This window comes from Patiriisocius hiemis (genome assembly GCF_031846325.1).
Lineage (GTDB): Bacteria > Bacteroidota > Bacteroidia > Flavobacteriales > Flavobacteriaceae > Patiriisocius_A > Patiriisocius_A hiemis.
In genome coordinates, this window is record NZ_JAVRHZ010000002.1 from 270,024 (window position 1) to 290,416 (window position 20,393).

17 protein-coding genes are annotated in these 20,393 nt (G+C 33.9%); 12 read left to right on the forward strand and 5 right to left on the reverse strand.

Translation table 11 applies throughout. The annotated features are described in order from the left end of the window. The first annotated feature begins 2 nt into the window (after window positions 1-2). The 7 genes from RM538_RS05380 (at window position 3) to RM538_RS05410 (ending at window position 4,562) form a co-directional block, all read left to right on the forward strand. Window positions 3-1,220 (forward strand): aminotransferase class V-fold PLP-dependent enzyme, encoded by a 1,218-nt coding sequence (locus RM538_RS05380; protein WP_311332376.1) that lies wholly within the window; start codon window positions 3-5, stop codon window positions 1,218-1,220. 10 nt (window positions 1,221-1,230) lie between these two features. Further along, the gene (locus tag RM538_RS05385) at window positions 1,231-1,671 is read left to right on the forward strand and encodes an META domain-containing protein (protein ID WP_311332377.1); all 441 of its coding nucleotides are present in this window, start codon (window positions 1,231-1,233) and stop codon (window positions 1,669-1,671) included. Further along, the gene (locus tag RM538_RS05390) at window positions 1,671-2,096 is read left to right on the forward strand and encodes a SufE family protein (protein ID WP_311332378.1); all 426 of its coding nucleotides are present in this window, start codon (window positions 1,671-1,673) and stop codon (window positions 2,094-2,096) included. The genes RM538_RS05385 and RM538_RS05390 overlap by 1 nt, the downstream gene beginning before the upstream one ends. A 2-nt stretch (window positions 2,097-2,098) precedes the next feature. Beyond that, window positions 2,099-2,425, forward strand: coding sequence for a DUF59 domain-containing protein (locus RM538_RS05395; protein WP_311332379.1), 327 nt, complete (start codon window positions 2,099-2,101; stop codon window positions 2,423-2,425). A gap of 223 nt (window positions 2,426-2,648) precedes the next feature. Further along, window positions 2,649-3,026, forward strand: coding sequence for a hypothetical protein (locus tag RM538_RS05400; RefSeq protein ID WP_311332380.1), 378 nt, complete (start codon window positions 2,649-2,651; stop codon window positions 3,024-3,026). A 1-nt stretch (window position 3,027) separates the two neighbouring features. Then, on the forward strand, window positions 3,028-3,537 hold the full coding sequence (locus tag RM538_RS05405) for a DUF2480 family protein (protein ID WP_311332381.1): 510 nt from the start codon (window positions 3,028-3,030) through the stop codon (window positions 3,535-3,537). A 110-nt stretch (window positions 3,538-3,647) separates the two neighbouring features. Further along, window positions 3,648-4,562, forward strand: a complete 915-nt coding sequence (locus RM538_RS05410) for a DUF3078 domain-containing protein (RefSeq protein ID WP_311332382.1) — start codon at window positions 3,648-3,650, stop codon at window positions 4,560-4,562. Between the two features lie 166 nt (window positions 4,563-4,728). Here RM538_RS05410 and hflX read toward each other — a convergent pair whose 3' ends face one another. Then, a complete protein-coding gene (gene hflX / locus RM538_RS05415) occupies window positions 4,729-5,934 on the reverse strand; it encodes a GTPase HflX (RefSeq protein WP_311332383.1) in 1,206 nt (401 codons plus the stop codon). A 73-nt stretch (window positions 5,935-6,007) separates the two neighbouring features. On the opposite strand from hflX, the gene RM538_RS05420 reads away from it, so the two are divergent. From RM538_RS05420 to RM538_RS05435, 4 genes are all read left to right on the forward strand, one after another. Then, window positions 6,008-6,967 carry an endonuclease/exonuclease/phosphatase family protein gene (locus RM538_RS05420; protein WP_311332384.1) on the forward strand — a complete coding sequence of 320 codons (960 nt, stop codon included), beginning with the start codon at window positions 6,008-6,010 and terminating at the stop codon, window positions 6,965-6,967. 117 nt (window positions 6,968-7,084) lie between these two features. Further along, window positions 7,085-10,225 carry a T9SS type B sorting domain-containing protein gene (locus RM538_RS05425; RefSeq protein ID WP_311332385.1) on the forward strand — a complete coding sequence of 1,047 codons (3,141 nt, stop codon included), beginning with the start codon at window positions 7,085-7,087 and terminating at the stop codon, window positions 10,223-10,225. A gap of 42 nt (window positions 10,226-10,267) precedes the next feature. Then, window positions 10,268-11,182: a PorP/SprF family type IX secretion system membrane protein gene (locus RM538_RS05430; RefSeq protein WP_311332386.1), complete on the forward strand. Its 915-nt coding sequence runs from the start codon at window positions 10,268-10,270 to the stop codon at window positions 11,180-11,182. Between the two features lie 25 nt (window positions 11,183-11,207). Then, window positions 11,208-13,097 (forward strand): OmpA family protein, encoded by a 1,890-nt coding sequence (locus tag RM538_RS05435; RefSeq protein WP_311332387.1) that lies wholly within the window; start codon window positions 11,208-11,210, stop codon window positions 13,095-13,097. A gap of 51 nt (window positions 13,098-13,148) precedes the next feature. Here the strand turns inward: RM538_RS05435 and RM538_RS05440 are convergent, their stop codons facing one another. From RM538_RS05440 to RM538_RS05455, 4 genes are all read right to left on the reverse strand, one after another. Next, window positions 13,149-13,664: a hypothetical protein gene (locus tag RM538_RS05440; protein WP_311332388.1), complete on the reverse strand. Its 516-nt coding sequence runs from the start codon at window positions 13,662-13,664 to the stop codon at window positions 13,149-13,151. Continuing rightward, window positions 13,664-14,812: a DNA cytosine methyltransferase gene (locus tag RM538_RS05445; protein WP_311332389.1), complete on the reverse strand. Its 1,149-nt coding sequence runs from the start codon at window positions 14,810-14,812 to the stop codon at window positions 13,664-13,666. The genes RM538_RS05440 and RM538_RS05445 overlap by 1 nt, the downstream gene beginning before the upstream one ends. A 92-nt stretch (window positions 14,813-14,904) precedes the next feature. Then, entirely contained in the window at window positions 14,905-16,350 is a 1,446-nt protein-coding gene (locus tag RM538_RS05450; RefSeq protein ID WP_311332390.1) for a DUF5689 domain-containing protein, read from the reverse strand. A gap of 29 nt (window positions 16,351-16,379) precedes the next feature. Further along, window positions 16,380-19,184, reverse strand: coding sequence for a TonB-dependent receptor (locus tag RM538_RS05455; protein ID WP_311332391.1), 2,805 nt, complete (start codon window positions 19,182-19,184; stop codon window positions 16,380-16,382). 133 nt (window positions 19,185-19,317) lie between these two features. Between RM538_RS05455 and RM538_RS05460 the strand changes: the two genes are divergently transcribed. Then, window positions 19,318-20,370 (forward strand): endonuclease/exonuclease/phosphatase family protein, encoded by a 1,053-nt coding sequence (locus RM538_RS05460; protein ID WP_311332664.1) that lies wholly within the window; start codon window positions 19,318-19,320, stop codon window positions 20,368-20,370. Window positions 20,371-20,393: the final 23 nt, after the last annotated feature.

Below are 20,393 nucleotides of genomic sequence, written 5' to 3' on the forward strand. Positions count from 1 at the left end.
TTATGGCATTCGATATTAAAAAAATACGAGCCGACTTTCCTATTCTTTCTAGAGAAGTAAATGGGTACCCGCTTGTGTACTTAGATAATGCTGCTACTTCTCAAAAGCCAAAGCAGGTTATAGATTGTATTGTAGATTATTATAGTAATTACAATGCAAATATTCATCGAGGAGTTCACTCTTTATCGCAAGAAGCGACTGATGCTTATGAGCAAGCTAGAAAGGCTATACAAGAGCATTTTAATATAGAAAAGACTCACGAAGTTATTTTCACTTCAGGAACAACACATGGTATTAATCTAGTTGCCAATGGTTTTTCTTCATTGTTAGAAAAAGGGGATGAGATTATAGTTTCGGCTTTAGAACATCACAGTAATATCGTTCCTTGGCAAATGCTTTGTGAACGTACAGGTGCTATATTAAAAGTAATCCCAATGAATCAAGATGGGATGCTTGTATTTTCAGAATACGAGAAATTACTTTCAGATAAAACAAGACTCGTTTTTGTAAATCATATTTCTAATGCTTTAGGGACTATTAACCCAATTAAAAGTATCATTAAAAAAGCACATCAAGTAGGAGCTGCTGTATTAATAGATGGAGCACAAGCATGTTCTCATATTAAACCAGACCTGCAAAGTCTTGATGTTGATTTTTATGTTACCTCAGCACACAAAATGTGTGGTCCAACAGGGGTAGGTATATTATATGGAAAAGAGGAATGGCTTACTAAATTACCTCCATATCAAGGTGGTGGTGAGATGATTGCCGAAGTTACTTTTGAGAAAACAACCTATGCAGATTTGCCTCATAAGTTTGAAGCAGGAACGCCTAACATAGCTGGAGGTATTGCTTTTGGAGCAGCCATAAATTATTTAAACGCTATTGGTTTTGATGCAATTGCTACTTATGAAGAAAACATCCTAGAGTATGCAACTAAAGAACTACTAGCAATTGATGGGCTAAAGATTTATGCTGATATTAAAGAAAAAACATCGGTTATTTCATTTAATATTGAAGGTATACACCCATACGATATTGGCACTATTTTAGATAAGATGGGAATAGCAGTAAGAACAGGACATCATTGCGCACAACCCATTATGGATTATTTTAAAATTCCGGGTACAGTACGTGCTTCATTTGCATTTTATAATACACTTGAAGAAGTTAATCGGCTAGTAGAAGGAGTTAAAAAAGCAAAAATGATGTTATCTTAAAACAACAATTATGAAAAAAGCAATCTTTGCAATAGCGATACTTATTAGCTTTATAAGCTGTGACGAAACAAAAAAAGTAATAGATGTAGCAGGTAGTGTACAACTTTCTGGGACATATACTATTACAAAATTAGATGAAACTACAGTAGGTGCAAAAGCGGGAATCACAATGACCTTTGCTGCAATAGACAAATCTGTTCGCGGAAATACTGGTTGTAATTCATTCTTCGGAAGTTATAATAACGACCTTTATGCTTTAACGTTTAGTGAAATTGCAATGACAGAAAAAGCATGCCCTGCTGGAAACATAATGCAAAATGAAATAAAATTTGCTAACGCTCTAAATAATACAGGCTCTTATAACTTGCAAGACAATGTACTTACATTGTACTCAAAAACAGATAGAAGCGTATTATTAACAGCAAAAAAAGACACAAAAGAAGCCCAATAATGACGATTGAAGCTATACAAGAAGAGTTGATAGATGAATTCTCGATGTTTGACGACTGGATGCAGAAGTATGAGTATATGATTGATCTTGGCAAATCACTTCCATTGATTGATGAAAGTTTAAAAACTGGAGACAAGCTTATTAAAGGTTGCCAATCTAAGGTTTGGTTACATTCAGAAATAAAAGATGGGAAGGTAGTTTTTACGGCAGATAGTGATGCTATAATTACCAAAGGAATTGTAGCAATTTTAATTAGAGTTTTTTCTAATCATAGTCCAGAAGAGATTGCAAAAGCCAATACAGATTTTATAGATACTATTGGTTTAAAGGAACACTTATCGCCTACAAGAGCAAATGGTTTAGTGTCTATGGTAAAACAAATGAAGCTATATGCAATAGCATATAGCGCACAACAAAAACAATAACAATGGCTACAACAGAAATTGATACAACAGAGTTAGGAGAAAAAATTGTAAAAGTGTTAAAAACTATTTACGATCCAGAAATCCCTGTAGACATCTATGAACTTGGACTAATTTATGATGTTTTTGTAAATGAAGATTTTGAAGTAAAAATTTTAATGACGCTTACAACACCTAATTGTCCTGTTGCCGAAACACTTCCAGTAGAAGTAGAAGATAAGGTTAAGTCTATTAAGCTAGTAAAAGATGCTGAGGTAGAAATTACCTTTGACCCCCCTTGGACTCAAGATCTAATGTCTGAAGAGGCAAAGTTAGAGTTAGGAATGTTATAATAAAAAGACAAACATTCAAAGTATAATCTTGGTGGTTGTTTTACAAATTTTTGTAACTTTTTGAGTATAAAAAATTTTGAAACTTTCCGTTACGTTATTTACAATGTCTGAAGAAGCAAAGTTAGAGCTAGGTATGCTTTAACAGCTCATTTTTTAAAACAAGCAATCCAAAAGGTACTTTTGCAATTATTTTATGGATATGTAAGAAGAATATTTTAAAAATATGAAAAACTCATTAATTATACTAACGCTACTCTTTACTACTATTATTTATGCTCAAGAAAAAAATTGTTATAAGTATAAAAGTGGTGAGTTCCGATATCTTAAGGAAGAGAGACCTGAAAAAATTATAAGAACAGAAACTTTACAAACTGAAATAAATCCTATTAATAATGTTATTATAAAAACTTCAATAGAATGGACTTCTGACTGTAGTTATGTTTTGACTTATAGTGAAATACTTAATCACCCACAGGATGTTAGTAGTGCTATTGGGAAGAGAATATATTGTGAGATTATTGAAACAAATGGAGATCAATTTAAAGTTCATGCAAAAAGCGATGTTATAAATGAAGTTCTTGAATTCATTAAAATAAAATAATTTGAAAGAAGAAATAGTAAATAGAGTTTCCAAAAGCCCATTAGTAACTTTAGACTTGGAAGAACTGTATCCAGATGGAGAACGTCTTGCTTTTGATATTTCTCCATGGTTACTAGAGGGCATTGTTTTAAAAGAGCGAGACTTTAGAGAAGCCGTTAAAAACTACAACTGGTCAAAACACGAGGGCAGTTTTATTGCTTTTTATTGTAGCACAGATGCAATTATTCCTGGTTGGGCGTATATGCTAGTATGCATAGAAGCTTCCAAGTATGCTTCAAGAACAAGTGTTGGTTCTATTGATGAGTTAAACAGTATTCTTTTTTCTGAAATTATTCAAAACTTACCCTTAGAACAGTATAAAGACAAGCCAATTATAATTAAAGGCTGTGCACACAAACCTATCCCTCAAAATGCCTTTGTATTACTATCACAAAAACTAATGCCCGTTGCAAAAAGTATTATGTATGGGGAGGCTTGCTCTTCAGTTCCTCTATACAAAAGACCTAAGTAATTTAACGGAATATTAGGTTTATTACTCGAAAACTCATTTTAGCTTTGCCCAAAATTCTTTTAGAAACCTAATTAAACTATAAATTTGTTATGCTAAACAAAAACATAGACATGAAAAAATTAATTATTTTATTAATTATAGTTTTCCCTGTGACACTTTTTGCTCAGGAAGAAGAAAAAGAAGAAAAGCCAGATGGTTGGGCCAAAGCTGGAAACATCTCTTTGTTATTTAGTCAAGCTGCCTTTAATGAAGAATGGACTGGTGGGGGAACTTCTAACTACGCTATAAATCTTGTAGGTTCTTATGACTTTAATTACAAAAAAGGAAAGTTATTATGGGATAATCGTATTATGGCAGACTTTGGTATCACAAAAACAAGAGACCAAGAGTTTACAAGAAAGACCAATGATCGTTTAGAGTTAAACTCTATTCTTGGTAAGCAAATAAAAGAAAGTAAATGGTATTATTCTTATTTCTTAAATTTTAGAACACAATTTGCTCCTGGATACGAGTTTGGTGAAGATGAAGATGGTAATGAGATTAGAACAGAAACTACTAAGCTTTTCTCTCCAGCCTATTTACAAACTGGACCTGGTTTTTTATGGAAAGATAGTGACAACTTAAAAGTTAATATCTCTCCAGCCACAGCACGATTAATCTTTGTCTCTAATGACTTTACAGATGTTGGCAATGATCCAGTAGCAATTATGGCTTTTAATGATGCTGGAGGATATTTTGGTGTTGAAGCTAATGAGACAACTCGTTTTGAGTTAGGTGCTTCTCTTAATGCGTATGCTAAATTTAGTCCTATTGAAAATGTAACCTTAGAAAATATTCTAAATCTATATTCAAACTATCTTGAAGACCCACAGAATGTTGATATAGATTATACACTTAACCTAATTATGAAAGTAAACAAGTACATTACTGCAAATGCTACTTTACAAGCAATTTATGACGACAATGCCGTTAAAGGTTTTCAGATTAGAGAGGCTTTAGGAGTTGGAGTAACGTATGGTTTTTAAGGGGTAATACCCTTCTTTTATATAGATGTATTGTATGCCTGTCGATGTTTTATGTTAATTTGGTTAGTTAGTCTTCGGCAAAGGCTACTTACATCTAAAGCCGCTCAAAATTTAATTTTTGAGCGGCTCTTTTTTTTAAGATTCTGATAAAAAAATACACTAGAATTTACTCTGTATATTCATCATATAAGAAGTGATTGTATGGAAATCGGGTAATATGAATTTCTTTTACTTTTTCATAGACCATTTTTCTAAAGGCTTCAAAATTCTCCTTATTAATTGCTGAAATGAATATTGCATCTCCATTAGTTGTATTCATCCAAGTTTTTTTCCACTCTTGCAATGTGTAATGTGCTTTTGTTTTCTCGGTTACTAGATCATCCTCGTCTATTACTTCAGGTTCATACGCATCAATTTTATTAAAAACCATTAGTGTAGGTTTATCCTTGTGATCTATCTCATTAAGGATATTTTGTACCGAAGCAATGTGGTCTTCAAAAGAAGGATGTGATATATCTACAACATGTAACAATAAATCGGCTTCTCGTACTTCGTCAAGTGTGCTTTTAAATGATTCTACGAGTTGAGTAGGTAGTTTTCTAATAAAACCAACGGTATCACTTAATAAAAAAGGAAGGTTTCCAATAACTACCTTTCGTACTGTTGTATCTAAAGTTGCAAACAATTTATTTTCAGCAAAGACATCACTTTTACTTAAAACATTCATTAGTGTAGATTTACCAACATTAGTATACCCTACTAATGCAACACGTACTAGCGCACCTCGATTACCTCGTTGCACCTCCATCTGGCGGTCAATCTTTTCTAGTTTCTTTTTTAATAATGAAATTCTATCTCTCACAATACGTCTATCTGTTTCAATCTCTGTTTCTCCAGGTCCACGCATCCCAATACCTCCTCTTTGTCTTTCAAGGTGCGTCCACATTCCTGCTAACCTAGGCAACAGGTATTCGTATTGTGCTAATTCTACTTGTGTTCTTGCATAACTAGTTTGTGCTCTTTGAGCAAAAATATCTAGAATGAGGTTAGTTCTATCTATAATCTTACACCGAAGTATCTTTTCGATGTTTTTTTGTTGCGCCGGGGATAGTTCATCATCAAAAATAGCAGTACCTACTTCGTTTTCTTCTACAAATACACGTACCTCATCCATCTTACCACTTCCAATAAACGTCTTTGGGTTAGGCATTTGCATTTTTTGCACAAAACGCTTAAGTACTTCCCCTCCGGCTGTATAAGCAAGGAACTCTAATTCGTCTAGGTATTCCTTAGATTTGTCTTCGTCCTGATCTTTTGTAATTAAACCAATTAAAATGGTTTTTTCATATTCAATGTCTGTTTTCTCTAGCATATTCTATATTCTACTACAAAGGTACAAAACACTACCTAAGGGTTTTGTATTTTAGCAAAATACCTCTATTTCTATGCTAAAGCAGAATTCTTCAGACAACAAGCTCTTTACAGTTGGTTTTTATAATCTTGAAAACCTATTTGATATTAAAAATGATATTAAAACATTAGATGACGATTTTACTGAGCATGCAGACCGTAAATGGAATAAAGAAAGGTTCAGAAAAAAAATAAAAAAACTAAGCAAAGTAATTTCAAAAATTGGAATAAAAGAAGCTGGTCATCCTCCTATTTTATTGGGTGTTGCTGAAGTAGAAAATAGTTATGTATTGGAAAAACTTACGACGGCAAAACATCTAAAGCCTTATAATTACGGCTTTGTTCATTTTGACTCTCCAGATGAACGAGGAATCGATACTGCATTACTATATAGAAAAGAAGAGGTCTCAATCATTGAAAAGCAAACATATACACTTTATATTACTACCGAAACTGGGGAGCGTGATTATACAAGAGATATTTTACATGTAACATGTTCTTATAAAAAAGAAATTTTACACATATTAGTAAATCATTGGCCCTCTCGAAGAGCTGGGACAATAGAAACAGATTATAAAAGAATAGCTGCAGCTGAAAAAAACAGAGAAATAAGCGCTAGTATTATTGCCAAAAACCCAGACTCCAAAATAATTATTATGGGTGATTTTAATGATGACCCTAAAAGTAAAAGCTTACAAGTGTTGGCTGGAAATGAGTTTTATAATCCCATGGAGCTACTTCACACTAAATATGAAGGCAGTTTAAATTATAAAGGAAACTGGAATTTATTTGATCAAATACTAATCTCAAACTCTTTTTTCCAAGTACAAAATAATCCTATTCGTTTTAAAGATGCTGTAATATTTAATAAAAAAATTGTTCAAGAATATACTGGTAAATATAAAGGCAATCCTTTTAGAACATATATTGGCAAAAAGTATTTAGGAGGATATAGTGACCACTTTCCTGTTTTTGCATTATTCTCAAAAAAGTAAGGTGCAAACAAACAAATTATAACCTATAATAGGGTTTTGATTAATTATTTTCAATAAGTAATCAATTGTTAAAAAATGTTTAACTTGTGTTAATTTTTTAACAAAATAACCTCATAAATGACACTAAAATTATCTAACCAATTTTTTAGAAAGAAACTGGCATTACTCTCAATAGGGTTAGCCAGTTTTTCTTTTTTAATGCATGGGCAACAACCCGGAAATCCATTTGTTGATGCTGGTGCAGATGTTACCATAGATTGTGGTACTGGTGGTTGTACTGATTTAACAGCCGCTTTTTTTGATATTGGAGAAACCAATACATATAATATTTCATCAATAGACTTTTTGCCTCCATTTCCATTTAATGGATTACAAAACTCTGTTAACACAAATATTGATGACGCTTGGGATAATCCAGAAAATTTACCATTTACATTTTGTTTTTTTGGAGATGTAGAAACTCAATTTCAAGTAGGGTCTAATGGTGTTGTTAGATTTGATGTTGACCCTAATGATGTTGGTGCTAATAGTAATGCCTGGCCTTTTTCATCAAACATACCTAATAACGTAGAAGAGGCATTAGCAGAAGCAAATATTTTTCTTCCAGGTCATGATATTGACCCCTCTGTAAATACAACTAATGAAATTGCCTGGGAAATAGTTGGAGACGCACCTAATAGAGTATTAGCTGTAAGTTACTTCGAAGTTCCTATGTTTTCAGCAACTTGTAATAATCTACTTGCAACCCAGATGGTGGTTCTTTATGAAACTACAAATATTATAGATGTTTATATACAAGAAAAGCCATCTTGCCCAACATGGAATAGTGGCAATGCAGTTATAGGTATACAAAATGATGCTGGAGATTTAGGCTTTGTACCTCCTGGTAGAAATACTTCAGATTCTCCTTGGACAGCAACAAACGAAGCTTGGCGTTTTACTCCAGCTGGACCAAGTGTAACTACTATAACTTGGTTAGACTCAGACGGAAACGTAGTGGGTAATGATACTACTGTAAATGTTTGTCCAGATGATCCAGTAGAAGTATACACAGCGCAGGTAGTTTATACAAATTGTGACGGTGCTACAGTTACAGTTACAGACGATGTTCAAGTAACATCAGCTCAAGACTTCTCGGTTTCTCTAGGTGAAGACTTAGTTTTTTGTGATGTTCCAGAATACGAAATTGTACCTGTTTTAACAGGAGAAACAACAGGAGCAACATATTTATGGAGTACAGGAGAAACAACTCCCACAATTACAGTAGACACAACGGGTGATTACTCTGTTGATGTTACTGTTGGCTCATGTACAGAAACAGACGATGTTACAATTACACTACTTGCAAGCCCGTGTACTATAGACCCTGTTTGTTCTGCTGTGGATTTTCTTGAAGATTTTGGTACAGGAACTGGGAGAGTATGTGACTTAAATGGAGCTACTACTACCTATATATGTAATGATGTAACTCAAGTAAATGACGGTGAATATAGTATTACCAATATATCAGATGGTCTCAATACTGGATGGCATGTAGGCATGGAAGATCATACCGAGGGAGATGTTGATGGTAGAATGCTTTTTGTGAATGCAGACTTTAACCCTGGAGAATTTTATAGAAGAACCATTACGTTAGATTCTAATACAGATTATACATTTAATGCATGGATTACAACAGTATATGATACAGATACAGGTATTTGTACTGGAACTGGTATTCCTTCAAATGTGATTTTTAGAATTGAAGATACTGGAGGAAATACTATTTCCGAAATAGTTACTGGCGATATCCAAAATGGACCAGACCCTAACTGGCAAGAGTTTTTTATTGCCTTCAATACTGGTAGTAATACAGATATACAATTAGTATTAATTAACAATGCACCAGGCGGTTGTGGGAACGACCTTGCAATAGATGACATATCCTTATCTCTTAATGGAGGACAACCTGTTGTTCTTACACCACCAGACCTTGTTGCATGTGATCAAGGAAATGATGGAGTTGAAGTATTTGATTTAGAAGCTCAAATTCCAATAATTCTTGATGGTCAAAACCCAGCAGATTTCAATATTTCATTTCATACTGCTCCATTAGATGCTCAGGCAGGTGCTAGTCCTATTGAAAATCCAGACGCTTACTCTAATATGAGCGATCCAGAAACAATATATGTTAGAGTTGAAGATGTAAATGAACCTATGTGCTTTAGTGCAGTAGACTTTGATTTAACTTTAAATGAAATCATAGACTTACAAACCAATCTACCTGATGAAGTTGCAATCTGTTCAACAGAACCCGTTCCAACTCTTGATGCTACTCCTACTAATCAAGGAATAGACCTAAATGATGTTTCGTATGAGTGGACAGATGGTTCAGGTACTGTAGTTTCTACAGACGCTACTTATACTCCTGCAAGTTCAGATACTTATACGGTATTAGTAACACTACCACCTTGTAGTGAAAATACTTTTGTAGTAGATGTAGAAATTACTCAGAATCCTACTTTAGATTTAGGTCCAGACGCTGCACTTTGCGATGGTGATGATTTTGAAATTATTCCAACTATTACAGGAGATACACAAGGAATAACCTATTTATGGAGTACTGGAGAAACAACACCAACTATAATTGTTGATCAAACAGACACATATACTTTGGAAATTACAGTAGGTAGCTGCGTAGTAACAGATTCTATACTGGTAGAGTTTGGAGAATTGCCTGTATTAGACATAGGTTTAGATTTTAAAACCTGTCCAGATGAGGTTCAAGTAATTACTGCAAATGTAACTCCAGCAGATGTCACGTTCCAATGGTTCTTAAATGGAGATTTAATACCTAATGAAACCGAAAGCACTCTTGAAATTATGTTACCAGCTACCACAGTTGGAACACAAACATATACGGCAGTTGCTTCTGATGGAGGATGTATGAGTGAAGATTCTGTTGATGTTACACTTTATGATATTGGAAATTGTGTTATTTCACAAGGTCTATCTCCAAATGGTGATGGCTTTAATGATGCATTAGACTTGGAGTTTCTTTCTGATAGATCTGGTATTGATCAATTACAGATTTTTAATAGGTTAGGAACACAAGTATATGAAAAGACAAATTATATAAATGAATGGGTAGGCACCACAACAGATGGAGAGGAGTTGCCTACAGGAACTTACTTTTATGTAATTAATTTCACAAACGAAGATCCACAATATGGCATGCAAGCTACTGGATGGATTTATCTTAATAAAGAAGCTAAATAATTTTTTGAAATGAGACACTTTTCAACCTTTAACAACAACATTATGAAATTAAAATATAGTATAACGTTATTGCTGGTTATGGTTTTCGTTTTGGAAATTACAGCACAACAAGATCCACAGTATACACAATATATGTATAACATGAATGTGGTGAACCCTGCTTATGCAGGAAGTAAAGAGAGTTTATCATTAACTGCATTGTATAGAAATCAATGGTCGGCTCTAGATGGAGGTCCAGAGACTTTTACTTTTTCGGCACACTCACCTATTTCGGATAAAGTAGGGCTAGGGCTTTCTGCTGTTAAAGATGAGTTAGGACCTGTTAAAGAAACTAATGTTTATGCAGATTTCTCATATACATTACAACTAGGTAAAACGTTAGATTTAGCATTGGGAATAAAAGCTGGAGCAACATTCCATGATGTGGGATTAACAAACCTTGAGCTTCAAGATCCTAACGACCCATTTTTCTCTCAGAATATAAATAACACTTACCCCAATCTAGGAGCAGGTGCATTTTTATATTCAGATAATTTTTATTTAGGGCTTTCGGTTCCTAATTTATTAAACTCTGTTCATCTAGATGAAAATGGATTAAAGTTTGGAAATGAAGTAAACCACTTTTTTGCAACTGCAGGGTATGTTTTTCAAGTTTCAGAAAACATGAAGCTAAAACCTTCAGTACTTGTTAAATCTGCTTTTGAAGCACCATTATCTTATGATGTAAACTTAAATGCGCTCTTCTATGAGAAGTTTGAAATTGGAGCCTCTTATAGAAAAGAAGATTCATTTAGTGGTTTGGTAGGCATTCAAGCACTTCCATACTTAAGAATTGGATATGCATATGACATAGTAACTTCAGATATAAATATCGTGGCAGACTCCTCTCACGAAGTTATTTTAACGTTTGACATCTTCTTTAAGAAGAAAGCACTACGTTCACCTAGATACTTCTAAACCCTAACTAAAAAGTTCATTACAAATGAAAAATATATATACACTTATAATACTAATTGCGTTAGGAACTTTAGGCAGTAACGCACAAAATAGTACTACCAAAAAAGCAGACGAATTATATGAAAGGCTGCAATATACAGACGCTATAGAAGCATACCAGAAATTACTTAAAAGAGGTGAAGGCTCTAGGTATGTATTTAAACAATTAGGTAATAGTTATTACTACATTAATGATACTAAAAAGGCAGAATCCTTTTATAAACGTGTAGTTAAAGCCAGAAATGTTAGTCCAGAAACAGTTTATAATTATGCTCAGTCTCTTAAAGCTAACGGAAAAGTAGGCGACTATAACACGTGGATGAGAAAATTTGCTGAAGCAAAACCTAATGATTCTCGTGCTATAGATTTTATGAAAAACCCCGATTATATCCCTCAGCTTATGGATCAAAGACAGCGATATGACGCAAAGCCTTTAAAGGATATTAATACAAGCTACTCTGAATTTGGTGGTTTTATGGCTGGAAAAGACTTTTACTTTTCTTCAGCTAGAAATACACTAAGAAGAAGCTATGGATGGGATGACCAACCATTTTTAGATATTTACAAAGCAAGTGATGTTGGAGGAACCATTAAAAATGCAGATTTACTTGACGGTGACATTAACACTAAGTTTCACGAAGGGAATGTTGCTATTACTGCAGATGGAAAAAGAATGTACTTTGATAGAAATGACTATTTCAATAAAAAGTATGACAAAAGTGAAGAAGGTATAAATCAAATAAATTTATACTATGCAGAATTGGTTGATGGTAGATGGACAGGTGTTGAGTCTGTTGCTTTTAATAGTGATGAATATTCTACTGGGCATCCAGCACTAAGTCCAGATGGAAAAACACTTTATTTTGTGAGTGATATGCCTGGAGGAAAAGGATTAAGTGACATCTATAAGGTTGCAATAAGTGAGGATGGCATTTTAGGTACCCCTCAACGATTAAGTGATGCCGTTAATACTGAAGGGAAAGAAGTGTTTCCTTATTTAGATGGTAATGGAACTCTTTATTTTTCCAGCGATGGCCACTTAGGACTTGGGCTATTAGATGTGTTTTATGCTGAAGCAGCTGGAAGCGGGTTTTCAAATCCCGTAAATATGGGAATGGGCGTTAATAGTACTGAAGACGATTTTGCCTTTAAATTTAATGAAGCAACAAAAACTGGTTTTGTTTCATCCAATAGAAAAGGGGGTAAAGGAAGTGATGACATCTACGCAATTTCAGAAATAGAGTATTGTGATGTGGTTATTAATGTAAAAGTTGTGAACGATTATACAGATGAGCCAATTAATGGAGCTAGAGTTGATGTTTATGACACTTCAGAAAACAACTTAGGAAATAGATCTACAAATTCTAACGGAATGGCATTTCCTTCTGTAGAATGTGGTAAAGCACACCTACTGCAAGCTTTCATGAAAGGCTTTGAGCCCAACTCTGTAGAAGTTGATGCATCTAGCGGAGGTACAATGGAAGCAACCATTAGGCTACGACCAATAGATGCTATTATTGAAGATGACAGAATTGTATTAGAGCCTATCTATTTTGATCTAGATAAACATAACATCAAACCTAAAGCAGCCTTTGAGCTTGACAAGGTAGTACAGATTATGAACAAATACCCTAAAATGAAAATTAAGGTAGAAAGCCATACAGATATTAGAGCTACACCAGCATATAACTTAGCTTTGAGTAATAGAAGAGCACAAAGTACTATACAATACTTAATCTCTAAAGGTATTGATAAATCAAGATTAGAAGCTGAAGGAAAAGGAGAGTCTAACCCTAAGATAGATTGTGGATCCAATTGTACAGAGGCTCAACATCAAGAAAATAGAAGATCAGATTTTATTATTATAGAAAGATAGTTTTATTAATCAATTAGCCAAGCCTTTCCAAGCCTAGTAGAAATATTTCTACTAGGCTTGGTTTTTTAAAGTTTCTATTGCTCTTAAATCATGTATGGGTAGTATAGTTGCATTTGCCTTTACAAACTTAAACTTTCCAAAATCTTTACCTTTTGGGACAAAAGTTCCTTTGTCAAAAAAATCTTTACAAGGCATGTATCCTAAAAGCCAGCCTTTAGAATAATCATTAAGCACCCTTAAAAAAACATAAAAATCTGCTTCTTGTTTATGCACACCTGCTAAGTCATGAGAGTTTACAGTACACCAGTAATCGGGACGAGGTTTAAATTTACAGGATATAGTTTTTATCTCTAATTTTTTATCTTTAAAGATAATATCGTAATTATAAGTATCACTATCATTAGCTATATCTAGATACTTCATAACTATCCGTTCTCCAACATATCCAGTTAAAATTCTTTTATTTTCTGATCCAAATTTACTGAGACCTGTATTTGTACTTTTTACTTTACTTAATTTTTCTCTTGCAAAAGCAATATCTTCTTTTGTAATATTAACCTCTATCATTACAAATAATTTTTTAAACCTATAGCTACCGCTTTTGCAAGTAATGGTGGTACAGCATTGCCCGTTTGTACTCTTGCTTGTACAATTCCTCCTAATACTATAAAATTATCTGGAAAGCTTTGTAACCTACATCGCTCTCTAATTGTAAGACCTCTGTCATCTTCTGGATGCCCCAATTGAAACTGAGGTCTAATACCACCTGACACTTGTGTTGGGCTTAAATCATTCCAGTCTAATCGTACACGTTGTTTAAACCTATCATACATAGGACAACCCTGCTTCGTGTTTTTAATTCTATCTACAGTTGTTTTGGGGTGGTTTGGCGCTGTATGTCCTGTAATAATATCCTTTTGCTTAGAACGCATTAATTTTTGGTATGCTGAAAAAGGAAAACTTTTATAATAAGTCTTGGTTTCCTTAGTTTTTAAAGAAGGTAAATCTCCAATAGCATGCTTTACTGAAACATAAGGCTCTTTAGTAGTACTTCCGTGCGTTTTTATAACAGAATCGAAATTGAAAATTTTGTCTTTTATTCCCACAAAAATAAGTCTCTTTCTCTTTTGTGGAACTCCATAATCTGGGGCATACAATAGCTCACTTACCACATTGTAATTACCAATTTCTGAAAGTTCTTTCTCTAGTACAGAAACAAAATTCCCAGTACTTTTCATTCCAGAAACATTTTCTAAAACTACTGCATTGGGTTGAAGTGCTTCGGCAAAACGTAAAAACTCTTTATACATAAAGTTTCTATCATCTCCCTTATGTCTTTTCCTATTGTTTAATGAAAAACCTTGGCAAGGGATTCCTCCTATTAGAACATCTATCTTTCTATAGTCGAGTAATTCTTTTATACGCTCAGGAGAAATTACTCTTATATCTCCTAAAACGGTTGAAGCATTGGGGTGATTCTTTTTAAACGTACTAATAGAAGGCTTGTGAATATCACATCCAAGCCCTATTTCATAACCAGCCATTTCAAATCCTAATGATGTACCTCCACATCCACAAAAAAGTTCTACAACTAAGGGTTTTTCTGTAGTAACACTTCCCTTAGTAAATACAGGAGCCCCTTTCCAATAATAGTTGTTTTCTTCAACTTTTACTGAAGTATCCCACTTATTTAAAACCTCTGCTTCTTTTGACATTTTGTACAACAAAGAACTAAATATACAAACAAAAAAAGACCTCTGTCTAGAGGTCTTTTTTTGTTATAATAAATAATAAATAGTTTTAACTATTAGTTAGACTCTATTTCAATCTCATCAAGCTCATAGGTACCATCAAAATCTTCTTCACCGCTTCCAACGTACTTCCATGCTATGTAACCAGAGCCTGAGATACAACTTAAATCTACATTACCAGACTCAAACCAATCTCCAAAGAAATCGTCATCACCTACAATAAAAGCAGCAGGTAAAATACTCCAGTTTGCACTTGGAATATTTTCTGGAACACCATCCCAGTCTGAAGAGAATAATACCTCAAGTGTACTTCCGTCTGCAAAACTGTTTGATGTCATAAAGTTTAATGTTTCTCCATCTTGATTATCAAAGTTTATTTGAGGTGTAACTAACCATCCTATAGAACTTGCGTCACCACTCATAAACGATCCAATGTTAGCAGAAATACCTAATGAGGCATTAGTACCACCAGAAGTATAAGACTCCCAAGTTTGTGTACCTGCTTCTATGTAATTAGTCCAACCGTTTCCGCTAATTGGAGTTCCTTCGTTTTGTGTTTCAAAGAAGTCACTAAATAGTACATTAGAACCTGTTGTACTTGCTAATCCACAATCTACCTCTTCAGGGTCACAACGTTCTCCATCTAAGTTTATAGTAGATATATCGTTAACAACAATATTAAACTGCTCTCCAAAAAAGTTAAGCGTTAATATTCCATCTATTGTTCCAGATCCTTGTGGTAATAATACACCTTTAAAATCTGCAAAAGTACTAGTGCTAAATACTGTTGAAGTACCACTATCACAACTTTCTAGAATACGTTCTCCGTCAAACTCATCTTCTGGCTCTCCGGCAAACGTTAATCTATCATCTCCTAATGCTTGCGCTCTATTAAACTGTACATTGTTTAAACGAACATATAAATTTGTTTTTTCTTCTGTGAATTCTGAAAAAGTAATTGGCATTGGCGTAATTTCTTCAACTTCATCATCTCTTAGTAAAAAGTCTTCCTTAGCACCATCTGCTATTTTTTCTACACCATTACCATCTCTTATTCCTAAGGTAAGTACACCACTATCAAGTCCAACAGTAAGTCCATCCAATCTTACAAATACTTTTCTACCAAACTCATATGATGCAAATAAAGGACTTGAGTCTATTAAAACTTTTACTCCACCACTTGGGTTAGAAGGGGCGTTTTGAAGTAATAATTCTTCAAAAAAGTTTCCTTGTGCATCATTAGAAATTACATACCCAACAGTAAATCTATCATTACTTGGATCGTCATCTGCTTCAAAAGTTAATACAGCATTACCATTTGTAGTTTGCTCTTGTTCTAATAAAGCTCTTAATGAAGAAATTTCAACAATTCGATCCTGTGGAATATCTACAGATTGAATTTCTATTTGCGGCACATCAAATTCATCATCTTGAACACAAGATGTTATCACTACTGCTGCAAAAAGTAGTGTTACTAGTTTATAAAAATTAATTGCTTTCATAATTATATATGTTTCTTTTTTTATTTTTTTTAAAATCTTACGTATACATTTACGTAATAAGTAGTCCCATTTCCGAAGAAATATCTATTACCAAATAATGGCCTATCTCCTCTAGCTTGTTCTTCTACTTGTTGTCTATAGCTTGCTCTTCTTGAATCTTCAAAACCACCTGATCTGTATTCTTGGTCAAGAACATTATTAACAGTAGCAAAGAAACCAACAAAGTAATCTTTTATTTTCCAAGATTTTCCTCCAACTATGTTTACTAAAAAGTAATCATCTAGTTGTTCTTGTTGCAATAATTCTCTTGCAATCTCTGGGTCGTAATCGTTAAACGGCTGTCCATCTATATCTGTATAGAAATCAGATGTTCTACGTAAGTTACTTACATCAACATACGCATTTGAGAAATAGTTGGTTGTTGCACCTACCCACCAGAAATCTGGATCACGGTACTCAAACCCTATTTGGTAAGCTCTTTCTGGTCCACCAGAAACATGATAATTTTCAAGGTTTACTTTTCTAACACCTCTGTTAAATAAATCATTTCCTTCTAGTACATTAGGAGTATTAACGTCATCAAAATCATCTCCTGATAGATATAAGTTTGGATTGTTTGTATAAACATTTTGACCTACTGAAGCAGCTCCTTTTACTTTAAAAGTTGGGGTAAGCTGTGCTTCGATTCCTAATTCGACACCTACACTTCTTCTATCTATACCTGTAACAATTTCTTGAACAAAAGCATTGTTTTCATCATTTCCTAAGGCATTTTGAGTAAAAAAGAATCCAATATCTGTTGCATCTTCAAACCCATTGTAGTATCCAGTAATTCTACCTTTTACAATTGGAGATCTATAGATGTAACTTAAGTCTGCAGAAGTTATTTTTTCTTCAGTAAGACCTTGTACTATGTCATTATTTTGTCTTGCATTTGCAAAAGTATTTCTAATAGTAGGAGCTTTTGTTAAATATCCAGCATTTATATCTATTAAGTGTCGTCCAGAAATTTTATACACTAAACCACCTTTTGCCCCATAATTAGTAAAGTCTACTTCTTCACTAGCACCAAGTGAACGACCCTCTTCTGGGAAGTATCCGTTTTGGTACAATCCTATACGTTGATATTTTGTTTGCGATGCTTGTGCCGCTAGAAAGAAATCTACTTTATTATACTTAAACTGTGCTTGAGCGAAACCTGAGATTACATCGGCATCTATTTCATAGTTATATTTATACCGCTCTCCTTCTTGTACAACTCTGTTTGGGTTTTGTAAGTCACTATTTCCTTGTAAACTTCCGTCACCAAAGAAATCTATATCTAAAAAGCCATCACCTCCAAGTAAGTCTTGAAGCTCTGCAAAATTTTCACTATTAAGAGACTTGTAACTTAGGCTTCCGGTTAGTGATACATTATCATTTAAACTAGTGTTTAAAATGGTATTAACTGTTAGCTCTGTATCATCATTTCTATCTTCTTGTATAACATAGGTAGAATGTCCTGTAACTAAATTAGCTTCGTAAAAAGAATTCCAATCTAATTGCCCATCATTAATAAATTCTTGTTCAGCAATATATGCGTTTGCAATATCTATTGTTGTTGGGTTTGGGCTTTGTAAAAAGAAACTAGGTAGGTTTTGGTAGTAGTTTCCTGCTGGATTTCTATTACCTCCATTATCTATTCTTGTGTTTCCTATTTTTCCAAACTGGTATCCAATATTTGTATTAAGTCTTGTTTTCTCACTAATATTCCAAAAGTGATTAAGCATTACTACTGGTTCTTCAATTTCTCTAATTCTTCCACTACGTATTTCTCCATCTTGGAATCCCCAGTTAGGGTTGTAACGTATTCCTTTAAGATCTCTTACCTCTTCTGTAATTGCAGTAGCTCTTCCTCTTCTGTTAGGAGTATAAAAAGCTGTAAGGTTTAAGCTATGGTCATCACTTAACTTTTTTTCTACAGCTGCAAAAAATGAGTTAGCGTCGTATAGAGTTCCGTCTTTGAAACCTTCTTCACCAAAACGTCTAGAGGCTAAAATAGAGTATGCCCATCCATCTTTAGATAGACCACTATTGTAAGACCCCATAACACGACCTTGATAACTTCTATTTGCTGCTGCGTAAGAAACACGACCACCTTCTCTATATTGAGAAGCTCTCATAATAATATTGGTAGTTCCTGCTACATCACCAAAAGCATAATCGTTAGCTTTAAGACCCATAGAGAATTCTCTATTACGTTGTGCATCATTTAAGCCTCCCCAGTTACCCCATTGAGGGCGACCGCTAAACTGCTTGTTAAGTTCTATACCGTTAATGAGTACTTTACCATTGGCATTATCTAGTCCTCTTGGTCTAAAAAATGTTGCACTAAAGTCAAAAGCTGCAGCACTTAAAAATACGTCTCTAGAAGCTTGAAGTAACCCTGAAATATTAAAAGAAGTACCTTCATCTTGGTCAAGTTCATTGTCTGAAAGACTAATAATACCAATCTGCGCTTCTACTTCGGTTAAATCAACTTCAAAAAGTAAAGTTCCTAAATCTAGTGTTTTGGCGTTGTTAATAGTAATTGGAATACGCTGTAAGATATACCCTGGCTTGTTTACTATTAATACTTGCTCTCCTTGAGGAAGTGTAGATCCTTCTAATAAAAATGTTCCACTAGCATCTGTCATAGTATTAAAAATACTATTCAAAATCCTAATTTCTACATCTGGAATAGGCTCTGTTGAGTTAGCATCTACTACCTTCCCTTTTACCCCTGTATCTTGTTGTGCGAAAGCAGAAGCTGAGGCAACAAAAACTAGGCAAAAAGTAAAAAAGAATTTTTTCATTCTGAAAATAGTTCGTTTTAAAGATTAAATTATTGTTATAAAGCGGATGCAAAACTACATTTTTTAAATGAAATAATTACTTTTGGCGCAACTTTTGAAAACAATTTTACACAATCTTAATACTACAGCTAGCATGAAGCTAATATATTGCCTTTTAGGAAGTTTAATTTTTATTACTTCTGGTACAACCGCTCAAGAAAAAAAACAATACAAGGTAAACACCGTTGCGTTTTACAATGTTGAAAACCTTTTTGACTACGAAGATGACCCATTAACATTTGACGATGATAGAACTCCAGATGGTAAAGATCATTGGACCGAAGAAATTTACAACGCCAAACTGAAAAACATGGCACAAGTTATTTCAGAAATTGGAAGTGATGTTACTGGCACCAGTCCTGCTATTATTGGTGTTTGTGAAACTGAAAACAGAAGAGTTCTTGAAGATTTGGTAAATCAAGAATCACTTTTACAAAGCGATTATGGTATCATTCAATTTGACTCTCCAGATAGACGTGGTATAGATGTCGCCTTATTATACCAAAAAAAGTTATTCTCACCCACCAACTACAAAGCAGTACCATTATATATTTATGACAATAATGATCGTACAAAAAGAATATTTACAAGAGACCAATTGGTAGTAAGTGGAGTGCTTGATGGAGAAAAAATGCATTTTATTGTAAATCATTGGCCTTCTAGAAGTGGTGGAGAAGCGAGAAGCAGATTTAAAAGAGAAAAAGCTGCCAAGCTTAACAGAAGTATAATAGACTCTCTTTTTAGTGAAGACCCATATGCTAAGATAATCACAATGGGTGACCTTAATGATGACCCTACAAATTCTAGTGTGAAAGAATATCTTAAAGCAAAAAAAGATAGAGAAGATGTTGCTATAAAGGAGTTGTACAACCCAATGGAAGATATGCACAAGAAAGGATTAGGAACATTAGCTTGGAGAGATGGTTGGAATCTTTTTGACCAAATGATTCTTTCAACTGAATTGCTTAAAAAAGACTATTCAACTTATCGTTTTTATAAAGCTGGGATATACAATAAAAACTATTTAGCGAATCCAAGAGGTCGTTACAAGGGATATCCATACCGAAGTTTTGCAGATGGTGGGTTTACTGGAGGCTATAGTGATCACTTTCCAGTATATGTCTATTTAATCAAAGAGAAAAGCTAAATTCTAATATACACTAAAAACAA